Source organism: Paracoccus sp. (in: a-proteobacteria) (assembly GCF_039808215.1).
Lineage (GTDB): Bacteria > Pseudomonadota > Alphaproteobacteria > Rhodobacterales > Rhodobacteraceae > Paracoccus.
Genome location: NZ_JBDHSP010000001.1, coordinates 49,071 through 67,031, shown reverse-complemented (window position 1 = coordinate 67,031; position 17,961 = coordinate 49,071). Strand labels below are relative to the sequence as shown.

Sequence of the window (17,961 nt, the reverse complement as noted above, 5' to 3'; positions counted from 1 at the left end):
CGCGTCACGGCGCGCCGTCCTCGGGGCGGCGCAGGCAGAAGCGGTGGAACAGGTCCTCCACCGCCTGCAGCCGCTGCGCCCCGGTCCAGTAGCCGGCCCCGGCACCAGTCATGTAGCCCAGCGCCTTTTCCTCACGCTCGCGGCTGGCGACGCCCTTGCGGATGACGAACTGGATCTGGCCCCAGGCATCCAGGATCAGCGTGGCGCCGCCCCGGAACGGCGCCTCGCGCCCGTCGGGCAGAGCCACCATGCGCCGCTGCACCACCTCGGCCACCAGATCGAAGGCGATCTGCCCGTCCGGCCCGGCGCGGCGCGTCGGCCGCAGCGAGGCGATCTCGAAGGGCCCGGCCTCGGCGGGCGGCAAAAGCCCCAGTTCGCGCCGCAGCGCCGGGCTGGCCGCGATCGCGTCGCCCAGACAGCCGGCGTGATAGGCCGCGTCCTGCGGCCTTGGCACCGCGCCCGGGTCGCCGTCAAAGCGCAGCCGGTCCAGGCTCAGCTCGGCGATCGCCGGCAGCGGCCGCTGCGGCGGGTTCCAGACCAGGGAATGCGCCGACATGGTGGCGACATTGCCGGGATAGATGCGGCGGCGGCGAAAGGCGTCGACCAGCGCCTCGCGGTAGTTCAGCGGATCGTCGCGCACCAGCACCGCATCGGCGGTGATCATCGCCCGCAGATAGTCGCCGAAGGTGATGTCCACCGGCGGGCAGTAATCCATCGCCCGGATGCAGATGCGGCGGAACTGCTCGGCGACCTTGCGGCTGACGAGGCAGATCTCGTCCAGCAGCTCCGGCGACAGCTCGCCCTCGGCCAGACGCTCGCGCCCGCCGGTGGCAAGGCGGATCAGCCGCACCGTGCGCCGGCGCGCGATGGTGACAAAGGCCTCGAACACCGCCTCGGCCAGCACCGCGCCGCGCGCATGCGTGTCCTCGCCCACTCTGTCCAGCCCGACCGGCATCGCCCTGCCGCCGCCGGCATTGGCCGCCTCCTCACCACGCTGCGCCATGAAGCGGCGCACACCAAAGGGCTCGCCTTCAAGATAGCCGATCTCGGGGGCGATGACATTGAGCAGCGTGTCCAGCGCCAGATCGCCATTGGCGCGCCGGATCTGCGAGCGCACGAAGGGCTCGAACTCGAAGCGCTGGAAGATCGCCATGAGATCGGCGAAAGCCTCGTGAAAGGCCGGGCCGTCGGCGCTGGTCGCCTCGGCGAAATGCGGTCGCAACCCGTCGAGGATGGCATGGGTCACCTCATGCGTCACGATGTCGCTCGAAAGCGAGGTGAAGAAGGTCACGTCCGGCGGCAGATCGCCGCTCCAGCGGCCGCCGCCGCTTTGCGCATAGCCGAAACTGATGCTGCCCCGGCTGCGGCTGTAATAGGCATTGGCCTCGGCCATGGCAAAGGGCACCAGCAGCAGGCGGCTGGGCTGGCCCGGCCGCGCCGGATCGAAGGCCCAGCCGGGCTGGCGCCCCAGCGCCTTGCGAAACGCCTCATAGGTCAGCGAGGCGATGCCATAGACCATCTGCCCGTGAAAGCGCGCATCGGCCTCGTCGGGGGTGACGCCCTGGCGGCGCAGCAGGTCCGGGTCGTCAAGGTCCACCTTGCGATAGCAGGTGCCGCCCTCGCCCACCCGCATGTCGACGGCGAACAGCCCGCCCTCGGGTCCGGGGGCCAGCGGCTCATAGGGCACGCGGATCACATGCACCTCGCCCTCGCTGGCCGAGAGCGATGGGTCGACGGCAAAGACGCGCAGGCTGCGCCAGCCCAGCGGCAGGTCGGCGCGCGAGACATAGGGCCTGACCTCGGCATCGCGCGCCAGCTGCGGCCCGATCACATAGGCCCGGCCGGCTGGACCCGGCGCCCCACTCATCGCCGCGCCTGCAAGAGCCCGCCCAGCACCGGCCGATCCTTGGCCTCGTCCCGGCCCTCGATCTGGGGGTCCTGTTCGCGGTCGGCGTAGCCCAGTTCGGCAAAGCGGGCCTGGATGCGGCGCAGCAACTCGCGGTTGCTCAGCGGCTCGCGCGCGGCGCGCAGGACCTCGGTGGCGGCGCGGCTGAACCAGCCGTTGCCATCCGATTCCTTGGCGGTCTGGCTGGCCTTGCAGGCCGAGAACAGCAGATGCGTCATGCGCTCTTCGCCGCCCTGGGGCAGCGCGCGGGTGCGGCCCAGGCCCTGGCGCATCTGCCGGTGCGCGGCGACCATCTCGGGCGTGGCGCGGATATAGCGTTCGCGATAGCGCGGCGCCGCGCCGCTGCCGATCGACAGGCGCGAGATGGTGCCGGAATGGCAGCAATCGGCCAGGAAGGTGAAATCGACCTGCGGATCCAGCTGACCAAACAGCATGCGCACATCGTCGTCGATCAGGTATTCGCCATGCGACAGCCCGTCGATCGGCACGAAGGCCTCGTCCTGGTCGTCGCCCACCTCGTCGCCGTCAAGATCGGGAAATTGCGTGCCATGGCCCGAGTAATGCAGCGCCAGCACGTCGCCGGGCCGGGCGGCAAGGATCATCGCCTCGAGCGCGGCCATGATGCCGGCGCGCGTCGCCTGCCCGTCGTGCAGCGTCGCGACCTCAAAGCCCAGCCCGGCGAAAACCCCGGCCCAAAGCTGCGAATCGGCGACGCAACCGGCCAGCGCATTGCCGCCCTCATAGGCGTCGATGCCGATCGACAGCGCCCGCCGCATGCCGCGCGAGGGCAGGATCGCGGGCGCCGGGGGGGCCGGCGGCGCGGCGGGCATGGACGCGGGCATGTGCGCGGCCACCGGCAAGGCGTCGAAGACCAGCGGATGCGCCTCGCGAAAGCTGCGAAACATCGCGCCGTCGCCGCGCCCCTGCGCCTGCATCGGCACCGGCGCAGGCGGCGCGTCCAGCGCCAGCGCCGCGCCCAGGATATCGGCGCGGATCGCCTCAAGCGTCTGCGGATCCTGGGCGAAACCGCCATGCACCTTCGCCCCCGATGCCAGCGCCGCCGGCGCGCCCGCCGGCGTCGGGCACAGAACCAGCGTGCTGGCAGGCGTGCCGCCGTCCAGGCCAAAGCGGGCGATCAGCCCGTCGTCCTGGCGGATGCATTCCTCAAGGCCAAGGATCGGCTCGCCGCGCCGGTCCTCGAAGCCGCGGCTGATCAGGTAAAGCAGCGACTTGTCGTAGAAGGGCACGGTCGGATCGGCCAGCTCGTGGCTGCGGTCCAGAGTGAACATGCGAAACCGCCCGACCTTGCCGGCATCAAGCAGCGGCACCACCGAGGCATCGAAGAAGCGCACGGTGCAGGCCGGGGCCAGAAAGGTCAGGCTGTCGAATGCCAGCCCCGGCGCCCCGGTCGCCGCGGTCAGGAAATCGCCCTGGAAAAAGGCGCCGGCGCTATGGCCGACCGCATGCAGTTCGGGCCTTGGCCCCTTTTTGGCCGCCAGCCCGGCCAGCAGCTCCGCCAGCACGAAGGCGCCGCGGTCGGGCAGCGCCATCGCCGCATTCGCGGCCGCGCCCTTCATCTGGCGCCAGAACGGCCGCCCGACGGCATGGACCAGCGATTCCACCACCCAATCGCCGATGCCCCGGTCCCTTGCCCTGGCGCCCAGCTGCGATTCGACGATCTGCAGCGCCGTTTCCAGTGCCCCGGTCTCCCAGATGAAGAAGACCGGATAGATGCCGCTGTCGAGCCACCAGCGATGGCTGTGCCAAGCGTAGGCGAGGGCGCGTTCCTCGTCCACCAGCCCGCCATGCGCCCAGATCAGCACCCGCGGCCTGTCCCGGCCCGCGGCCCAGCGTCCGATCGCCGCCACCAGCTGCTGCACATCCGACCGCGTGGTGGCATGGGAGCCGCTGTCCACGAAACGGCCATTTTCCAGATGCACGACATGGGGCCGCAGCAGGCGAAACATCTCGGGGGTCAGGGCACCGTCGCCGCCCCGCGCGGCGGCGCCCCGCGCCGAGGCCAGCACCGGCGACGGCGGCTCCCAGGGGCGGCAGGTCGCGGCCTCGTCGCCAAGGGCGCGCGCCGGGCGGCTGGCCTGCGCCTCACCGCGGCGGGCGTTCAGCAGGCGGTAAGCCTCGCGCTGCGTGTCGCCCAGCGGCCCGCGCCCCGCCGCTGCGGGCTGCGCCTTGCGCAAGGCCGCCACCCTGCGGGTCAGCGCCGCCAGGTCGATCTGCCCCGGGCAGCTGCGGTGCCCGTCAAGCTGGACATGCGTGGCCAGGGTCTCGGGGGCAAGGTCGAAGGCGGCCTGCACCGCGGCGATCACCACCGCCGCGGCCTCGAGCTGGGCCTCGCCCGGCCGATCGGCCCCGGGTTCGAAATTCCCCACCAGCACCAGCATGAACGGGCCCAGCGTGGCATTGCCATTGTGCCCGGCGGCGCTGGCCGGCGGCAGGTTCCAGTCGCGGCCGATCCAGATGCGCCCGGCCGGGTCGATGGTGACATGCTGGGCGATGTCGACCCAGCCCTGCCGCTCGGTCTGCTGGCTCCAGATGCGGCGGCAGATCTCGGCGCCGGCGGCCTCGCCGTTGCGGTCCTGCGGCCCGGCGAGGTCGCGATACAGCGCCTGGTCGGGCATGAAGCTGTGGTGCAGATGCACCCCGTTCAACCGGCGCGTCATCAGCGCCGCCTTCAGCGTGACCACCTCGGGAAACTGCTCGACTGTCGCGAAATCGAAGCGGTCCTGCGCCATGGCTGCCTCCTTGCGCAAACGATGGTCCGGGCGCGATGGCTCCTGGCCGCAGCGCGCTGGCGGAGATCTCGGTCGGGACGGGTCCGTTGCGTGCCGGCTGATCGGCCATGGCACAGGAAATGACTGCAAAGCTGCGGCCATTCTATCCGGAAAGCCCCCCGGCTGTCGACTGGTTTCGCGCCCGCCCCCGCCGATCCGGCAGACAGAAAGCCCTGTCTTGGTGTATAATGCGCCTGTCCCGGCGCCCTGCGACGAGTCGGCCCAAGGCCGCCGGCACGGCATTGAACAGGCGTATTTGAAGCGGCGCGGTCCCCGGCAGCGATTGGCGACAGGAGGCGTGTCATGGACTATCTGATCTTCGATCTTCCGGCCGAAGCCGCGGCTGCACGGCGCGAACTGGCTGGCCTCGCCGAGGCGGGCAGTTGGGTGCGCTTCGGGCGCCGGGCCTTCGTCTTTGGCAGCGGCGCCGGCTGGCGCGGCCTGGATGCGGTCAGTCGCGCGCCGGCCGGCGGCGAGGTGCGCAAGGGCAATCTGCATCTGGTGGTGCAGAAGGGTCGCCGCTTTCAGCAGGAAAACCCCGAGGTGCGGGTGCTGCTGGACCAGGGCCGCTTCCTGGTCGTCGATCTGCCGCCCGGTCGCGCCCGCGCCCTGGCCGGGCGGCGCGAGCCCTGCTTTCACATCGAGCCCCTGGGCGCAAACCGCACCGTCTTTCGGGACCTGCCGCGCGAGGCCCCCGGCAGCCGCGCCGCACCCGAGGTGGCGGCGGTGGTCGCGGCGGTGTCGCAGGCGGATTTCTTGGCCACGCTGACGCGGCTGACCGCGATCCGTTCGCGGCTGTCCACCGGACCCGGCTATGCCGAGGCGGCGGAATGGATGCGCGCGCAGCTGACCGCGCTTGGCCTGGCCACGCGGCTTGAGCCCATCGAGGTGAACGGCGCGCCCAGCCACAATGTCATCGCCCACCGGCCCGGAACCGCGGCTGCGCGCCGGCATCTGCTGGTCACCGCCCATCTGGATTCCGTGAACCATGCCGAGGGGCCGGCGGCGCCGGCGCCGGGCGCCGACGACAACGCCAGCGGCGCATCCGGGGTGCTGGTGCTGGCGCGGGCCCTGGCCGGGGCGACACTGGCGCAGGATGTCAGCTTCGTGCTGTTCGGCGGCGAGGAGCAGGGCCTGTTCGGATCGCAACAGTTCGTCGCCGCCCTGCCCCAGCCCGAGCGCCAGCGCATCGACGCCGTGCTGAACATGGACATGATCGGCGCAGTGAACACCCAGCCCCCGACGGTGATGCTCGAAGGGGCGGCGCTGAGCCAGGCGATGATCGACGATCTGGCGGCGGCGGCGGCGGCCTTCACCGGGCTCGCGGTGCAGACATCGCTCAACCCCTTCGCCAGCGACCATGTGCCCTTCATCGAGGCGGGCATCCCGGCGGTGCTGACCATCGAGGGCGGCGACAGCGCCAATGACGCCATCCATTCCGGCAATGACACGCCCGATCGCCTCGACCCCGGCTTTGCCACGCAGATCCTGCGGATGAACGCAGGCTTTCTGGCGCTGGCCGCGGGCGCCGGCGCCGGGGCGGCGGCGGACGGGACGGCGGTGCCGCGGCCCTGCGGCTGCTGCGGCGCCCCGGCAGAGGCGGCGGCGGACGGGACGGCGGACGGGGCGGCAGCGCTGCGCCAGCTGGCGGGCCATTACCACGCGCTGTTTGCGCAATATGCGCGGCTGCAGCGGGACGGCCGCATCGGGCCGGCGGATCTGGCGCGGCAACAGCAGGCATGGCGTGCCTATGACGCCCTGCCCGGCAGACCGGGGCGGCAGTGACATGGCCGGCCCGCAGCACCAAGAGCGAAAGGACCGTCGATGACCGATCAGGCAAAACTGGCCCGGCGCTGGGTCGAGATCAGCGAGGAATGCCGGGACGGGCGCATCGTGCTGCGGCCGCCGGACTATCCGATGCCGCGCAGCCGCGGCGGCAGGCGGCATCTGGACCTGCAGCCGGCCGGGCAGGTGCGCGCCCTGGGTTCGGGCCCGGCGGATGCGCTGGAATGCAAGGACCAGGGCGGCTGGAGCCTGACCGGCGACGCGCTGGTGCTGGATCTGGCCGGCTGGCAGGGCAGCTACGCCATCGAGGAACTGGGCGCGGACATCCTGGTGCTGCGCCGCCGCTAGGCGCACCCGGGGCAAGCCATTCCGGCCCCCGAAACCAGTCCGGGGGCCGCCATACAGGGCCGGGGCCCGCAGCCCGCGGCCGTCATTTCATCAAGGAGTAGTCCCATGTCTGATGAAACTCCACGCCGACGCGAATGCGGCACGATGCAGGTGCATCGCCGGCTGCTGGCGTCCGATCCCGGCTATGCCCGGCGTCTGGCTCGGATCGAGGAACAGGCCTTCCGGGCGCGCTCGGGCATGCTGGCCGCCCGTGCCGGCTGCACGCTGATCCCGGTGGTCGTGCATGTGGTCTACAAGACCGCCGAGCAGAATATCGCCATGGACCAGATCACCAGCCAGATCGCGGTGCTGAACCGCGATTTCCGCAAGACCAACGCCGATGCAGCCAATGCCCCGGCGCCGTTCGCGCCACTTGCCGGGGATGCGCGGCTGCAGTTCGAACTGGCGAAGACCGCCCCGGACGGCAGCCCGACCGATGGCGTGATCCGGGTGCAGACCAATGTCGACAGCTTCGATACCGATGACAGGGTGAAGTTCTCGGCCCAGGGCGGATCGGATGCCTGGCCAAGGGACGAATACCTGAACCTCTGGGTCTGCCAGCTGGGCGGGGGTCTGCTGGGCTATGCCCAGTTCCCCGGCGGCGCCGCCGATACCGATGGCGTCGTCATCACCCATACCGGCTTTGGCACCACCGGCACCGCGACCGCACCCTTCAACCTGGGCCGCACCACCACGCATGAGATCGGCCACTGGCTGAACCTGCGCCATATCTGGGGCGATGACGGCGACGGCTGCTCGGGGTCGGATTTCGTCGACGACACCCCGAACCAGGGCGGCCCCAACTATGGCAAGCCCGGCTTCCCGACCGTCTCGTGCAACAATGGCCCGAATGGCGACATGTTCATGAACTACATGGATTATGTCGATGACGACACCATGGTGATGTTCTCGCAGGGACAGATCACCCGGATGCACGCCTGCCTTGACGGGCCGCGCAGCTCGATCGGCGCTTCGGTCTCGTGCGGAGGGATCACCCTGCCACCGAAGGGGCCGAAGGACCTGATCAAGGACCTGCCGAAGGAGCCGTTCAAGGACTTTGCCAAGGACCCCCCCAAGGATCCTCCGAAGGATCCTCCGAAGGACATCCCCAAGGACCGGCCGAAGGACCTGATCAAGGACTTGCCGAAGGAGCCGTTCAAGGACCTCGCCAAGGACCCCCCGAAGGATATCCCCAAGGACCGGCCCAAGGACCAGATCAAGGACCTGCCGAAGGAGCCGTTCAAGGACCTTGCCAAGGATCCCCCGAAGGACTTTCCGAAGGATCCGCCCAAGGAAATCTTCAAGGACGGCGGCAAGGACCCGATCCTCGACCCCGGCCCGCACAAGCCGGTCTTCGAGCCGCCCTTCCCCGATCCCAAGGGCTTCGAGCCGCCGTTCGAGCTGCCCGGCGGCCCGATGGTGGGCCAGCAGCCCTTCGTCATGGCGACCGGAAAGCCCGAGGCTCCGGCTGCCGGGCCGCTGCTTGGCCATTACGCGCAGATCCTGCAGCACTATGCCGGGCTCTATCAGCGCGGGCTGCTTGACGCACAGGGGCTTGCCGCCTGGCAGCAGGCCTATGCCGCCTACCGCGAGCTTGGCGGGCAATAGCGTGGCTCCGGGTCCGGCGGCATGCCGCCGGGCCCGCCCCACCCTGCGCAGGAGGCGCCATGATCCTCATCATCTCGTTTCTCGACAACGAGCACGTGCGCCGGGTCACCCGGCACCTGACGCATGACTTCGAGGTTGTCGACCTGGCCTGGTTTCCCGAACGCATGCGCATGCATGCCCATGCCGGCCGCGAACGCGACGCGCTGTTTCTCGACCTGCCCTCGGGCCGCCGGCTTGATCTTGATCGCGTGGGGGCGGTCTGGCACCGGCGGATCCGCTCCTTCACCCTCGATCCCGGGCTCAGCGACGACACGGCGCGCACCTTCGCCTTCTCGGAATGCAACGAGGCGCTGCCCGGCCTGTGGCCGGCGATGGACTGTTTCTGGATGAACCCGCCCCATGCCGACGAGCGCGCGATGAAGAAGGTGGCACAGCACCGCCTGGCCCGCCAGGCCGGGCTGCGCGTGCCCGAAACGCTGGTCACCAACGGCCCCGACGAGGCCCGGGCCTTCATTGAGGCCCATGCCGCGCAGGGCGTGGTCCGCAAGGCGTTCCGCAATATCCCGCAGGCGCCGCGGGTGACGCTGCGCATCGGCCCCGAGGAACTGGCGCTGATCGACAGCGTACGCTTTGCGCCGGTGATCTTTCAGGAATATGTCCCGCTGGCGCTGGACCTGCGCGTGACCGTGGTCGATGGCGAGATCTTTGCCACCTCCTTTCGCAGCGAGGCGGGTTTCGAGACCGATTACCGCCCCGGCATCGGCAGCGCCGAGGTCAGGCCCTACCCGCTGCCCGATGAGGTGGCCGAGGCGCTGCTCAGGCTCATGACGCGCATGGAGCTGAAGTTCGGCGCCGCCGATTTCCGCCTGACCCCCGAGGGCGAGCATGTCTTCTTCGAGATCAACTCGGCCGGCGAGTTCCTGTTCGTCTGCGATCGCACCGGCCAGCCGATCCCGCAGGCGATCGCCGCGGCACTGGAACGGCACGACAGCTGATCCGCGCGCCCTGGGCGAATCGGCGATCCGTCCGGATCGCAGGCCGGCCGGGCGCGCGGAAAGCGACTGGCCTGCAGCCGGGCAGCACTGCGCGCGGCGATCCAAGTGATCGGTTTCACGCATAAAATCACCGTCTCGCCGACAAGCTGACGATGCCGCACCACCATTTTTCTGGCCACGTGGTGCAGGGATTTCTTGACCCCGCAGGGCAAGAGGCGGACCCTGCACACATGGCGGCATACCGCCGTCACAGGATTCTTGCCGCATCCGGGGCCGGACCCCCGTTTCTCTTGCAAGGGGAAAACACATGCGTTCTCAAGACAGTGATCACGGCGGCAGCGTGCCGGAACATACCGGACTGCAACACGCCCTGAAACAAAGACACATGACGATGATCGCCCTGGGCGGGGTGATCGGCGCCGGCCTGTTCGTCGGCAGCGGCGTGCTGATCCAGGCCACCGGGCCGGCCGCCATCATCTCGTTCCTGATCACCGGCCTGCTGGTGGTGCTGGTGATGCGCATGCTGGGAGAAATGGCCGTGGCCATGCCGGCGGTCGGGTCCTTCTACGAATATGCCCGGCTGGCCTGGGGGGACCGCACCGCCGTGGGCGATCTGGCCGGGTTCCTGACCGGCTGGATGTATTGGTATTTCTGGGTGATCGTCGTCGCGCTCGAGGCGGTGGCAGGGGCCATGCTCATCCAGTTCTGGCTGCCCCATCTGCCGGGGTGGATCATCAGCCTGGTGCTGATGATGCTGCTGACCGTGACGAACCTGTTTTCCGTCAAGTCCTTTGGCGAGTTCGAGTTCTGGTTCGCCTCGATCAAGGTGGCGGCCATCGTGGTGTTCCTGTTCCTCGGGACCCTTTTCGTGCTGGGGCTGTGGCCGGGCGAGACGCCGGGCTTTTCCTATCTGACCAGCCACGGCGGCTTCGCCCCCAACGGCATCGCGCCGATCTTTACCGGCGCCGTCGCCGCGACGGGCTTCTATTTCGGCGCCGAGATCGTGACCATCGCCGCGGCCGAATGTGCCGAGCCGGAAAAGGCCGTGGCCAGGGCGACCAATTCGGTCATCACCCGGGTGCTGTTCTTCTATGTCGGTTCGGTTTTCCTGGTCGTGTGCATCGTGCCGTGGAACGATCCGGGCATCGCCACCCCCTATGTCAGCGCGCTGAACGCGATCGGCATCCCGGCCGCGGCGCAGATCATGAATGCGGTCGTCCTGACCGCCGTGCTCTCGGCGCTGAACTCGGGGCTTTATGCGTCGTCGAGGATGCTGTTTGCCCTGACCAAGCGCGGGGATGCGCCCAGGAGCCTGGCCAAGCTCAGCAGAAACGGCGTGCCGGTGCGGGCGATCCTGTTCGGAACGCTGTTCGGCTATGCCTCGGTGATCATGTCCTATGTGTCCCCCGACACGGTGTTCGCGTTCCTCGTCAACTCCTATGGCACGGTGGCGATCTTCGTCTATGTGCTGATCTCGATCTCGGAACTGCGCCTGCGCGCGCGGCTCGAACGCGAGGCCCCCGAGCGGCTGCTGGTAAAGATGTGGGCCTATCCCTATCTGACCTATGTGGCGATCTGCGGCATGGTCGGCATCGTCGTCGCCATGGCCTTCATCCCCTCGCAGCGCACTCCGCTGCTGCTGGGGGTGGTCAGCCTGCTCGTGCTGCTGGTGGCCTATGCCGCGCGGCGGTATTGGGGCCGGCGCCCGGAAATCCCCCCCGTGACGGCCGAGGCCCAGCATTACAGCCAGCTGTAGGCGGCCGCCGCGCCGCCTCATGCGCCGCCCCATGGGGTCAACGGGAAAAAACGCTCTTGCCACCGCTGCGGGTGGCAAGACGCCGGTCCTGCCGGCGCCGTGGCGGGCGCACGGGCTCTTGCGGCTCAGGCGGCGCGTTCCACCGCGGCGACGATGTTCTCGACCACCTCGCGCAGCATGCCCTCGTCCTCGGCCTCGGCCATGACGCGGATCAGCGGTTCGGTGCCGGATTTGCGGATCAGCACCCGGCCGCGGCCGGTCAACCGCGCCTCGGCGCGGGCGATCTCGGCCTGGACCGCATCGGCGGCCAGCGGATCGGCCCCGGCCTGATAGCGCACGTTCTTCAGCAGTTGCGGCACCGGCTCGAACTGCGCCACCAGTTCCGAGGCCCGCCGGCCGCTGTCCTTCAGCGCCGCCAACAGCTGCAGCCCGGCGATCAGCCCATCGCCGGTGGTGGCATAATCGGTCATCACGATATGGCCCGACTGCTCGCCGCCCAGGTTGAAGCCCTGGCCGCGCATGCGCTCGACCACATAGCGGTCGCCCACCGCGGTGCGCTCAAGCCGCAGCCCGCGCCCCTGCAGGAAACGTTCCAGCCCGAGGTTCGACATCACCGTGGCGACCAGCGCGCCGCCGCGCAGCCGCCCCTGCCCGGCCCAGCGGTCGGCCAGCAGCGCCATGATCTGGTCGCCGTCGGCCACCTGGCCCCTTTCGTCGACGATCATCACCCGGTCGGCATCGCCGTCGAGACTGATGCCCAGATCGGCGCCATGTTCGGCCACCGCGCGGGCGCAGGCCTCGGGATGGGTCGAGCCCACGCCGTCGTTGATATTGTGGCCGTTCGGGCTGACGCCCAGCCCGATCACCTCGGCCCCCAGTTCCCACAGCACGTCCGGCGCGGCGCGATAGGCGGCGCCATTGGCGCAATCGACCACGACCTTCAGCCCTTCCAGCCGCTGGCCCGAGGGGAAGGTGGTCTTGGCATATTCCACATAGCGCCCGCGCCCGTCGTCGATGCGCTTGGCGCGGCCGATGTTGTGGGGCTGCGCCGGGCGGATCTCACCGGCGACGATGGATTCGATCTCGGCTTCGGCCTCGTCGGACAGCTTGAACCCGTCGGGACCAAAGAACTTGATGCCGTTGTCGGCGGCCGGATTGTGGCTGGCCGAGATCATGATGCCCAGATCGGCCCGCATCGAGCGCGTGAGATAGCCCACCGCCGGCGTCGGCACCGGCCCCAGCAGCAGCACGTTCATGCCCGTGCTGGTCAGGCCGGCGGTCAGGGCGTTTTCCAGCATGTAGCCGGACAGCCGCGTGTCCTTGCCGATTACCACGCGATGGTGGTCCTCGCCATGGCGACGGAAATAGCGCCCGGCGGCCGCGCCCAGGCGCAAGGCCATCTCGGCGGTCATCGGATGGGTATTGGCGCGGCCCCGCACGCCGTCGGTGCCGAAAAGTTTCCTGCTCATGTCTCGCCCCGGTTCACGGCCTGCCACAGGGCAAGCGCCTGTCTTGTTTGTGCCACGTCATGGACGCGGTGGATCTGTGCGCCCTGCGCGACCCCGGCCAGCGTCACCGCCAGCGTGCCGGCCAGGCGGTCGGCAGGCCGCTCGGCCCCGCCGATGCTGCCGATGAAGCGCTTGCGCGACACCCCCAGCAGCACGGCGCAACCCAGCCCGTGAAACAGCGAAAGCCGCCGCAGGATGGCCAGATTATGCGCCTCGGTCTTGCCGAAACCAATCCCCGGATCGATCACGATGCGTTCGCGGGGGATTCCCGCCGAGACCGCGCGGGCGATGCGGGCGGCCAGCGCGTCATGCACATCCAGCAGCACATCGCCATAGCTGGGGTTGTCCTGCATGGTCGCCGGAATCCCCTGGGCATGCATCAGGCAGACCGGCAGGCCCGAGCCCGCCACCACCCCGGCCATCACCGGGTCGAAATCAAAGCCCGAGACATCGTTGACCATGCCGGCGCCGGCGGCGATGGCGGCGCGCGCCACGCCGGCCTTGCGCGTGTCGACCGAGATCGTCGCCAGCCCGCGCGCCGCCGCGATCACCGGCAGGATGCGGGCCAGCTCGTCGGGTTGCGGCACCTCCTGCGCGCCGGGGCGGGTCGATTCGCCGCCGATGTCCAGGATCTCGGCGCCCTCGGCGGCCAGGCGGCGCGCCTGCCGGGCGGGCTCATAGCTGCCGCCGTCGGAAAAGCTGTCGGGCGTCGCGTTCACGATGCCCATGATCCGCACCCGGTCCAGCGTCAGCCCCGACAGCGGCGCGCGCGGCGCGGTCAGCGTCGCCAGCACTGCGGCGGGGGCGCTGTCGACCACGCGGGGCGCGTGGCCCCGGCGCAGCAGCTCAAGGCGCGAGAAGCGCAGCCAGCCGCCCGCCAGCGGCCAACGGCCGGTCTCGCAGGGGATGGGGCGGAAATATTCGGACATGGCCGGGATCACAGCGGCCCGCAGGGCACGGCAAAGCCCGCCGGCGCCACCGGCAGTGGCGCGCCTTCGGGCAGCGCCCAGTCCAGCCGACTGGCGCCCAGCCGCTCGGCCAGCCACAGCGCCAGCGCATGCGGATCGGCCGCAAGGCCCGCAACATGGCGCACCATGCGCGCCGGGGCCCAGACCACGGCGCGACCCTCGGTCGCGGCCCAGTCCAGTTCCGTGCGGCTGTCGGCCACGGTCAGGCCCAGATGCCCGGCCAGCGCCCAGGCCGCCTGGTCCAGCGCCAGCAGCTCGATCTCGCGGGCATGGCCGCCCTGCGGCAGCGGCAGGCCGGGAGAGGCGGGGACCAGCACCGCCGCGCCCTCGGGCAGGGCCAGATCGCGGCCGTGAAAGATCACCCGCATCGGCGCCGCCACCGGATCGGCGGCGACGCGGGCGCGCTGGCGCACCAGCGTCACGCCCAGCGTCCCGGGGATGCGGTCGAGCTTTTCCACCGTCACCGCGACCTGCGCCGCGCGCGGATGCACCAGCACCTGCGCGGCGATCTTTTCGGCCAGGGTCTCGAGCAGGTCATAGCGGCGGTCCGCCAGCCCTGCCGCCACCGCGCCGGTCAGGATGTCATAGGACAGGATGCGGTCCACCTCGTCATCGACGCCGACGACATGGCTGGCCAGTTCGACCTCGAGGTTGAAGCGCAGCCGCTGCGGGTGGCCGCGTTCGGTCTGAAAGGCGCCGATCTCGGCCGAGACGAGGTAATCGCGCAGGTGGATACGGTCGGGCTGGTCCATGACGCCGGTTTTTCAGGATTTCGCCCCCGCCGCAAGGCGGGGACCGGCGCGCGGCCGCAGGTTTCCGGCGCCGGCCTCAGTTCGAGGCGACGCGCTGCCCCGAGCGATAGAAGATGTGGCTGCCGATGCGGGTCGTGCGCTCGAAGCGCTTGGACCAGGACGGGCGCACCGCCTTGGTGTGGAAATAGGTGGCGCCATTGGTCAGGGTGCGGGGTTCGCCCGACAGGGCCGCGACCGCCACCTTCTGCACCCGGGCGAAGGTGCCCTTCTCGCGGATGCGGGCGTTCTTGTTGTAGGTGAACTGGCCACGCTGGTTCACCACGCCGCAGACCGATTTCGGAAAGCGCGGATGATCGACCCGGTTCAGGATCACCTCGGCCACGGCGCGCTGGCCCTGGACGCCCTCGCCGCGGGCCTCGAAATACAGCGCCTCGGACAGGCATTGCAGATCGCGGGTGCTGATCTGGGTCCGCGCCTCGGCCTGGCGCTGGCTTTTGCTTTTGGTCTCATAGGCTGTGCGGTCCTGGCTCTCGGCCTTGGCAGAGGCGGCGAGGACAGGCGAAAGCGCGACGGCGACACACACGGAAACGCGCGCCAGCCATGACTTGTTGATCGACATGTTGGTCCTGTTTTCGATCCGGGCCAGGCCCGGCGGATTTCGTCGTCAGCCCCGCTCGGGGCCGTCTTGCGTGCGCAACAGGCCAGAAACCCCCCGCCCCGATCCAGTGCGCAGTTGCGCGCAGTGGCAAATTGGCCGCATATCGGGGGATTCCGGCGAAAACCCGCCGACGGGAAAAACGGCTTCTGGCGGGAAGGTGCCAAACCGGCCGGGGTCAGACCTGCGGCGCCGGGTCGGTTTCCGTCGCGTCGGCCGCCATCAGAATCGATTCCTGCGCCGCCGCCAGCCGCGCCACCGGCACCCGGAACGGCGAACACGAGACGTAATTCACCCCAGCGCGCAAGCAGAAGGCGATCGATTCCGGATTGCCGCCATGTTCGCCGCAGACCGAGATGGTGATGCCCGGCTTGTGGCTGCGGGCGCGTTCGGTGCCGATGGCGACCAGTTCCCCGACGCCGTCCCGATCGAGAATGTGGAACGGATCCTCGGCATAGACGCCCTGGCTGACATAGATGCCCATGAAACGACCGGCATCGTCGCGCGACAGCCCGTAGGTCATCTGCGTCAGGTCATTGGTGCCGAAGCTGAGGAATGCCGCATGTTCGGCAATGTCGCCGGCGCGCAGCGCCGCGCGCGGCGTCTCGACCATGACCCCCAGCCGATAGGTGAAATCCTTGCGCGTCTCGTTGCGCACGGCCGCGGCCACCGCGTCGATGCGGGTCTTGACCAGTTCCACCTCGCGCCGGGCGCTGACCAGCGGGATCATGATCTCGGGCACCACCGGATCGCCATTGCGGCTGGCCTCGATCGTGGCCTCGAAGATGGCGCGCGCCTGCATGTCATAGATCTCGGGCACGGTGATGCCCAGCCGCACGCCGCGCATGCCCAGCATCGGGTTGAACTCGGACAGGGCATCGACGCGCCGGGTCACGTCCGACAGCGGCAGGTCCAGCGATTCCGCCAGTTCGCGCATGCCCTCGCGGTCATGGGGCAGGAATTCGTGCAGCGGCGGGTCGAACAGGCGGATGGTGACCGGCAGCCCCGCCATGATGCCGAACAGCTTGGCGAAATCGCTGCGCTGCATGGGCAGCAGGCGCTCCAGCGACAGGCGGCGGTCCTCGGGCTGGCCGGCAAAGATCATCTCGCGCATGGCCGGCAGGCGCTCGTCGTCGAAGAACATGTGCTCGGTGCGGCACAGCCCGATGCCCTGGGCGTTGAACCTGCGCGCGGTGCGGGCGTCCTCGGGCGTGTCGGCATTGGCGCGCACCTTGATGCGGCAATGCTGGTCGGCCCATTCCAGAAGCTGGGTGAAGCTGTCATCGAGCGCCGGCTCGAGCATCTCGGCCGCCCCGGCCAGCACCTCGCCCGAGGTACCGTCGAGGGTGATCTCCTCGCCCTCGTGCAGGATGCGGCCGCCGGCCAGCAGGGTGCGGGCGCGGGTGTCGATGGCGATGCCCGAGGCGCCGACGATGCATGGCAGGCCGATGCCGCGCGCGATCACCGCGGCATGGCTGGTCATGCCGCCGCGCTCGGTCAGCACGGCGACGGCGGCATGCATGCCGCGGATGTCCTCGGGCACGGTCTCGCGCCGCACCAGCACGGCGCGTTCGCCCCGCGCCTCGGCGGCCTGGGCGGCGGCGGCGGAAAAGACGATGCGCCCGGTGGCGGCGCCGGGGCTGGCGTTGATGCCGCGCGCGAGCACCTCGCGCGGGACGCGCGGATCGACCTGGTGGTGCAGCAGGTCCGACAGCGCCCGCGGCTCGACCCGCATCACCGCCTCATCGGGGCGGATGATGCCGTCGCGCGCCAGCGACACCGCGATGCGCACGCAGGCCCGGGACGAGCGCTGCACCCGCGTCGCGTCGATGATCGACAGCCGGCTGTCCGAGACGACGAATTCCATCTGCATCTCGTCGCGCAGCCGTTCGCGCGCGGCGGCGCCGAAACGCGCCAGATCGGCAAAGACCGCGGGCGCCGCCTCCTCAAGCGAGGGGCCGCGCGGGTCGCGGGTCAGATACAGCGTCTCGGCGCCCTCGCCGCGGGTGCGGCCCTGGGTCTGGCCGCGAAAGCGCCCGGTGATGCGCGCCGTGCCGGTGACGCTGTCGACAAGCTGCAGCGTGCCCGAGCCGGTGACGCCCGGCCCGATGGCCTGGGCCATGACCTGCACCACCAGTCCCAGAGGTGCATTGGGTGGCGCGCCCTTGGCCTGGCGCAGCAGCCGCGCCGTCGGCCCGTCCCAGGCGCGCGCCATCGAGCGCAGCACCTCGGCAAGCTGGCGCGACGGATCCTGGGGGAATTCCTCGTCCGTCTCGGTCTCATAGGCGCGCAGGGCGGCGTCCAGGTCCTCGTCGGGGTCCGAGAACATGTCAGGATCCAGTCGCGCCACATGGATGGCATAGGCCTGCACGAAGCCCAGATAGATCGCGTCGGCCGCGGGCTTGCCGCGGCTTTCGGCCAGGCGGGCATGCGCGTCGTGGTTGATCCCGACATTCAGCACCGTGCCCGGCCCGCCCCAGGCCGGGTCCACCGCCGAAGGTCGCACGCTGACCAGCCCGCCGGCCTGCGCGATGATCTCGGCCAGCCGGGCCTGATCGGGCATCTGCCCGGCGGCGATGGCGCGCACCGCCTCGACCGACAGCGCAAAGCTTGGCGGCACCGGCAGTTCCATGCGGATGAGACGCTGCAGGCATTTCGCGCGCCAGCCGTGGCGTGCGATCTGGATCCCCTCGGAAGGGGTGATCTCGACGATGGAGCCTGGTTCGGTCAATGCGGTCATGGTGGCGCCAGATTAGGCATGTCGCGCCCCATGCTGCAAGTGCGAAGAAGCTGGCCGCGGGGCGCGCGGGGGCTTTGGCCCCCGGCGCTGCTGCGGCCCCTCGACGGGGCCG

At 70.1% G+C, this 17,961-nt stretch carries 12 protein-coding genes; 5 read left to right on the top strand and 7 right to left on the bottom strand.

Features of this window, described 5'->3' with window-relative positions; all coding sequences use genetic code 11:
• Window positions 1-4 precede the first annotated feature (4 nt).
• Window positions 5-1,867 (bottom strand): hypothetical protein, encoded by a 1,863-nt coding sequence (locus WMK75_RS00325; protein ID WP_347265659.1) that lies wholly within the window; start codon window positions 1,865-1,867, stop codon window positions 5-7.
• Window positions 1,864-4,656, bottom strand: a complete 2,793-nt coding sequence (locus tag WMK75_RS00320) for a caspase family protein (protein WP_347265658.1) — start codon at window positions 4,654-4,656, stop codon at window positions 1,864-1,866. Before WMK75_RS00320 ends, WMK75_RS00325 begins: the two co-directional genes overlap by 4 nt.
• Before the next feature lie 342 nt (window positions 4,657-4,998).
• Between WMK75_RS00320 and WMK75_RS00315 the strand changes: the two genes are divergently transcribed.
• The 5 genes from WMK75_RS00315 to WMK75_RS00295 all read left to right on the top strand — a co-directional run bounded on the left by WMK75_RS00315 (window position 4,999) and on the right by WMK75_RS00295 (window position 11,226).
• Window positions 4,999-6,480 (top strand): M28 family metallopeptidase, encoded by a 1,482-nt coding sequence (locus WMK75_RS00315; protein ID WP_347265657.1) that lies wholly within the window; start codon window positions 4,999-5,001, stop codon window positions 6,478-6,480.
• 39 nt (window positions 6,481-6,519) lie between these two features.
• Window positions 6,520-6,828 carry a hypothetical protein gene (locus WMK75_RS00310; protein ID WP_347265656.1) on the top strand — a complete coding sequence of 103 codons (309 nt, stop codon included), beginning with the start codon at window positions 6,520-6,522 and terminating at the stop codon, window positions 6,826-6,828.
• A 105-nt stretch (window positions 6,829-6,933) separates the two neighbouring features.
• On the top strand, window positions 6,934-8,475 hold the full coding sequence (locus WMK75_RS00305) for a zinc metalloprotease (protein ID WP_347265655.1): 1,542 nt from the start codon (window positions 6,934-6,936) through the stop codon (window positions 8,473-8,475).
• Between the two features lie 59 nt (window positions 8,476-8,534).
• The gene (locus WMK75_RS00300; RefSeq protein ID WP_347265654.1) at window positions 8,535-9,470 is read left to right on the top strand and encodes an MvdC/MvdD family ATP grasp protein; all 936 of its coding nucleotides are present in this window, start codon (window positions 8,535-8,537) and stop codon (window positions 9,468-9,470) included.
• A gap of 385 nt (window positions 9,471-9,855) precedes the next feature.
• Entirely contained in the window at window positions 9,856-11,226 is a 1,371-nt protein-coding gene (locus WMK75_RS00295) for an amino acid permease (protein WP_347265653.1), read from the top strand.
• 125 nt (window positions 11,227-11,351) lie between these two features.
• Here WMK75_RS00295 and glmM read toward each other — a convergent pair whose 3' ends face one another.
• The 5 genes from glmM to WMK75_RS00270 all read right to left on the bottom strand — a co-directional run bounded on the left by glmM (window position 11,352) and on the right by WMK75_RS00270 (window position 17,849).
• Window positions 11,352-12,695 carry a phosphoglucosamine mutase gene (gene glmM / locus WMK75_RS00290; RefSeq protein WP_347265652.1) on the bottom strand — a complete coding sequence of 448 codons (1,344 nt, stop codon included), beginning with the start codon at window positions 12,693-12,695 and terminating at the stop codon, window positions 11,352-11,354.
• Window positions 12,692-13,663: a dihydropteroate synthase gene (folP, locus tag WMK75_RS00285; RefSeq protein ID WP_347265651.1), complete on the bottom strand. Its 972-nt coding sequence runs from the start codon at window positions 13,661-13,663 to the stop codon at window positions 12,692-12,694. The genes glmM and folP overlap by 4 nt, the downstream gene beginning before the upstream one ends.
• Before the next feature lie 8 nt (window positions 13,664-13,671).
• Window positions 13,672-14,454, bottom strand: a complete 783-nt coding sequence (locus tag WMK75_RS00280) for a dihydroneopterin aldolase (RefSeq protein ID WP_347265650.1) — start codon at window positions 14,452-14,454, stop codon at window positions 13,672-13,674.
• A 76-nt stretch (window positions 14,455-14,530) separates the two neighbouring features.
• Window positions 14,531-15,073 (bottom strand): cell wall hydrolase, encoded by a 543-nt coding sequence (locus WMK75_RS00275; protein WP_347265649.1) that lies wholly within the window; start codon window positions 15,071-15,073, stop codon window positions 14,531-14,533.
• Window positions 15,074-15,287: 214 nt separating this feature from the next.
• Window positions 15,288-17,849 (bottom strand): putative PEP-binding protein, encoded by a 2,562-nt coding sequence (locus WMK75_RS00270; protein WP_347265648.1) that lies wholly within the window; start codon window positions 17,847-17,849, stop codon window positions 15,288-15,290.
• Between the last annotated feature and the right edge of the window lie 112 nt (window positions 17,850-17,961).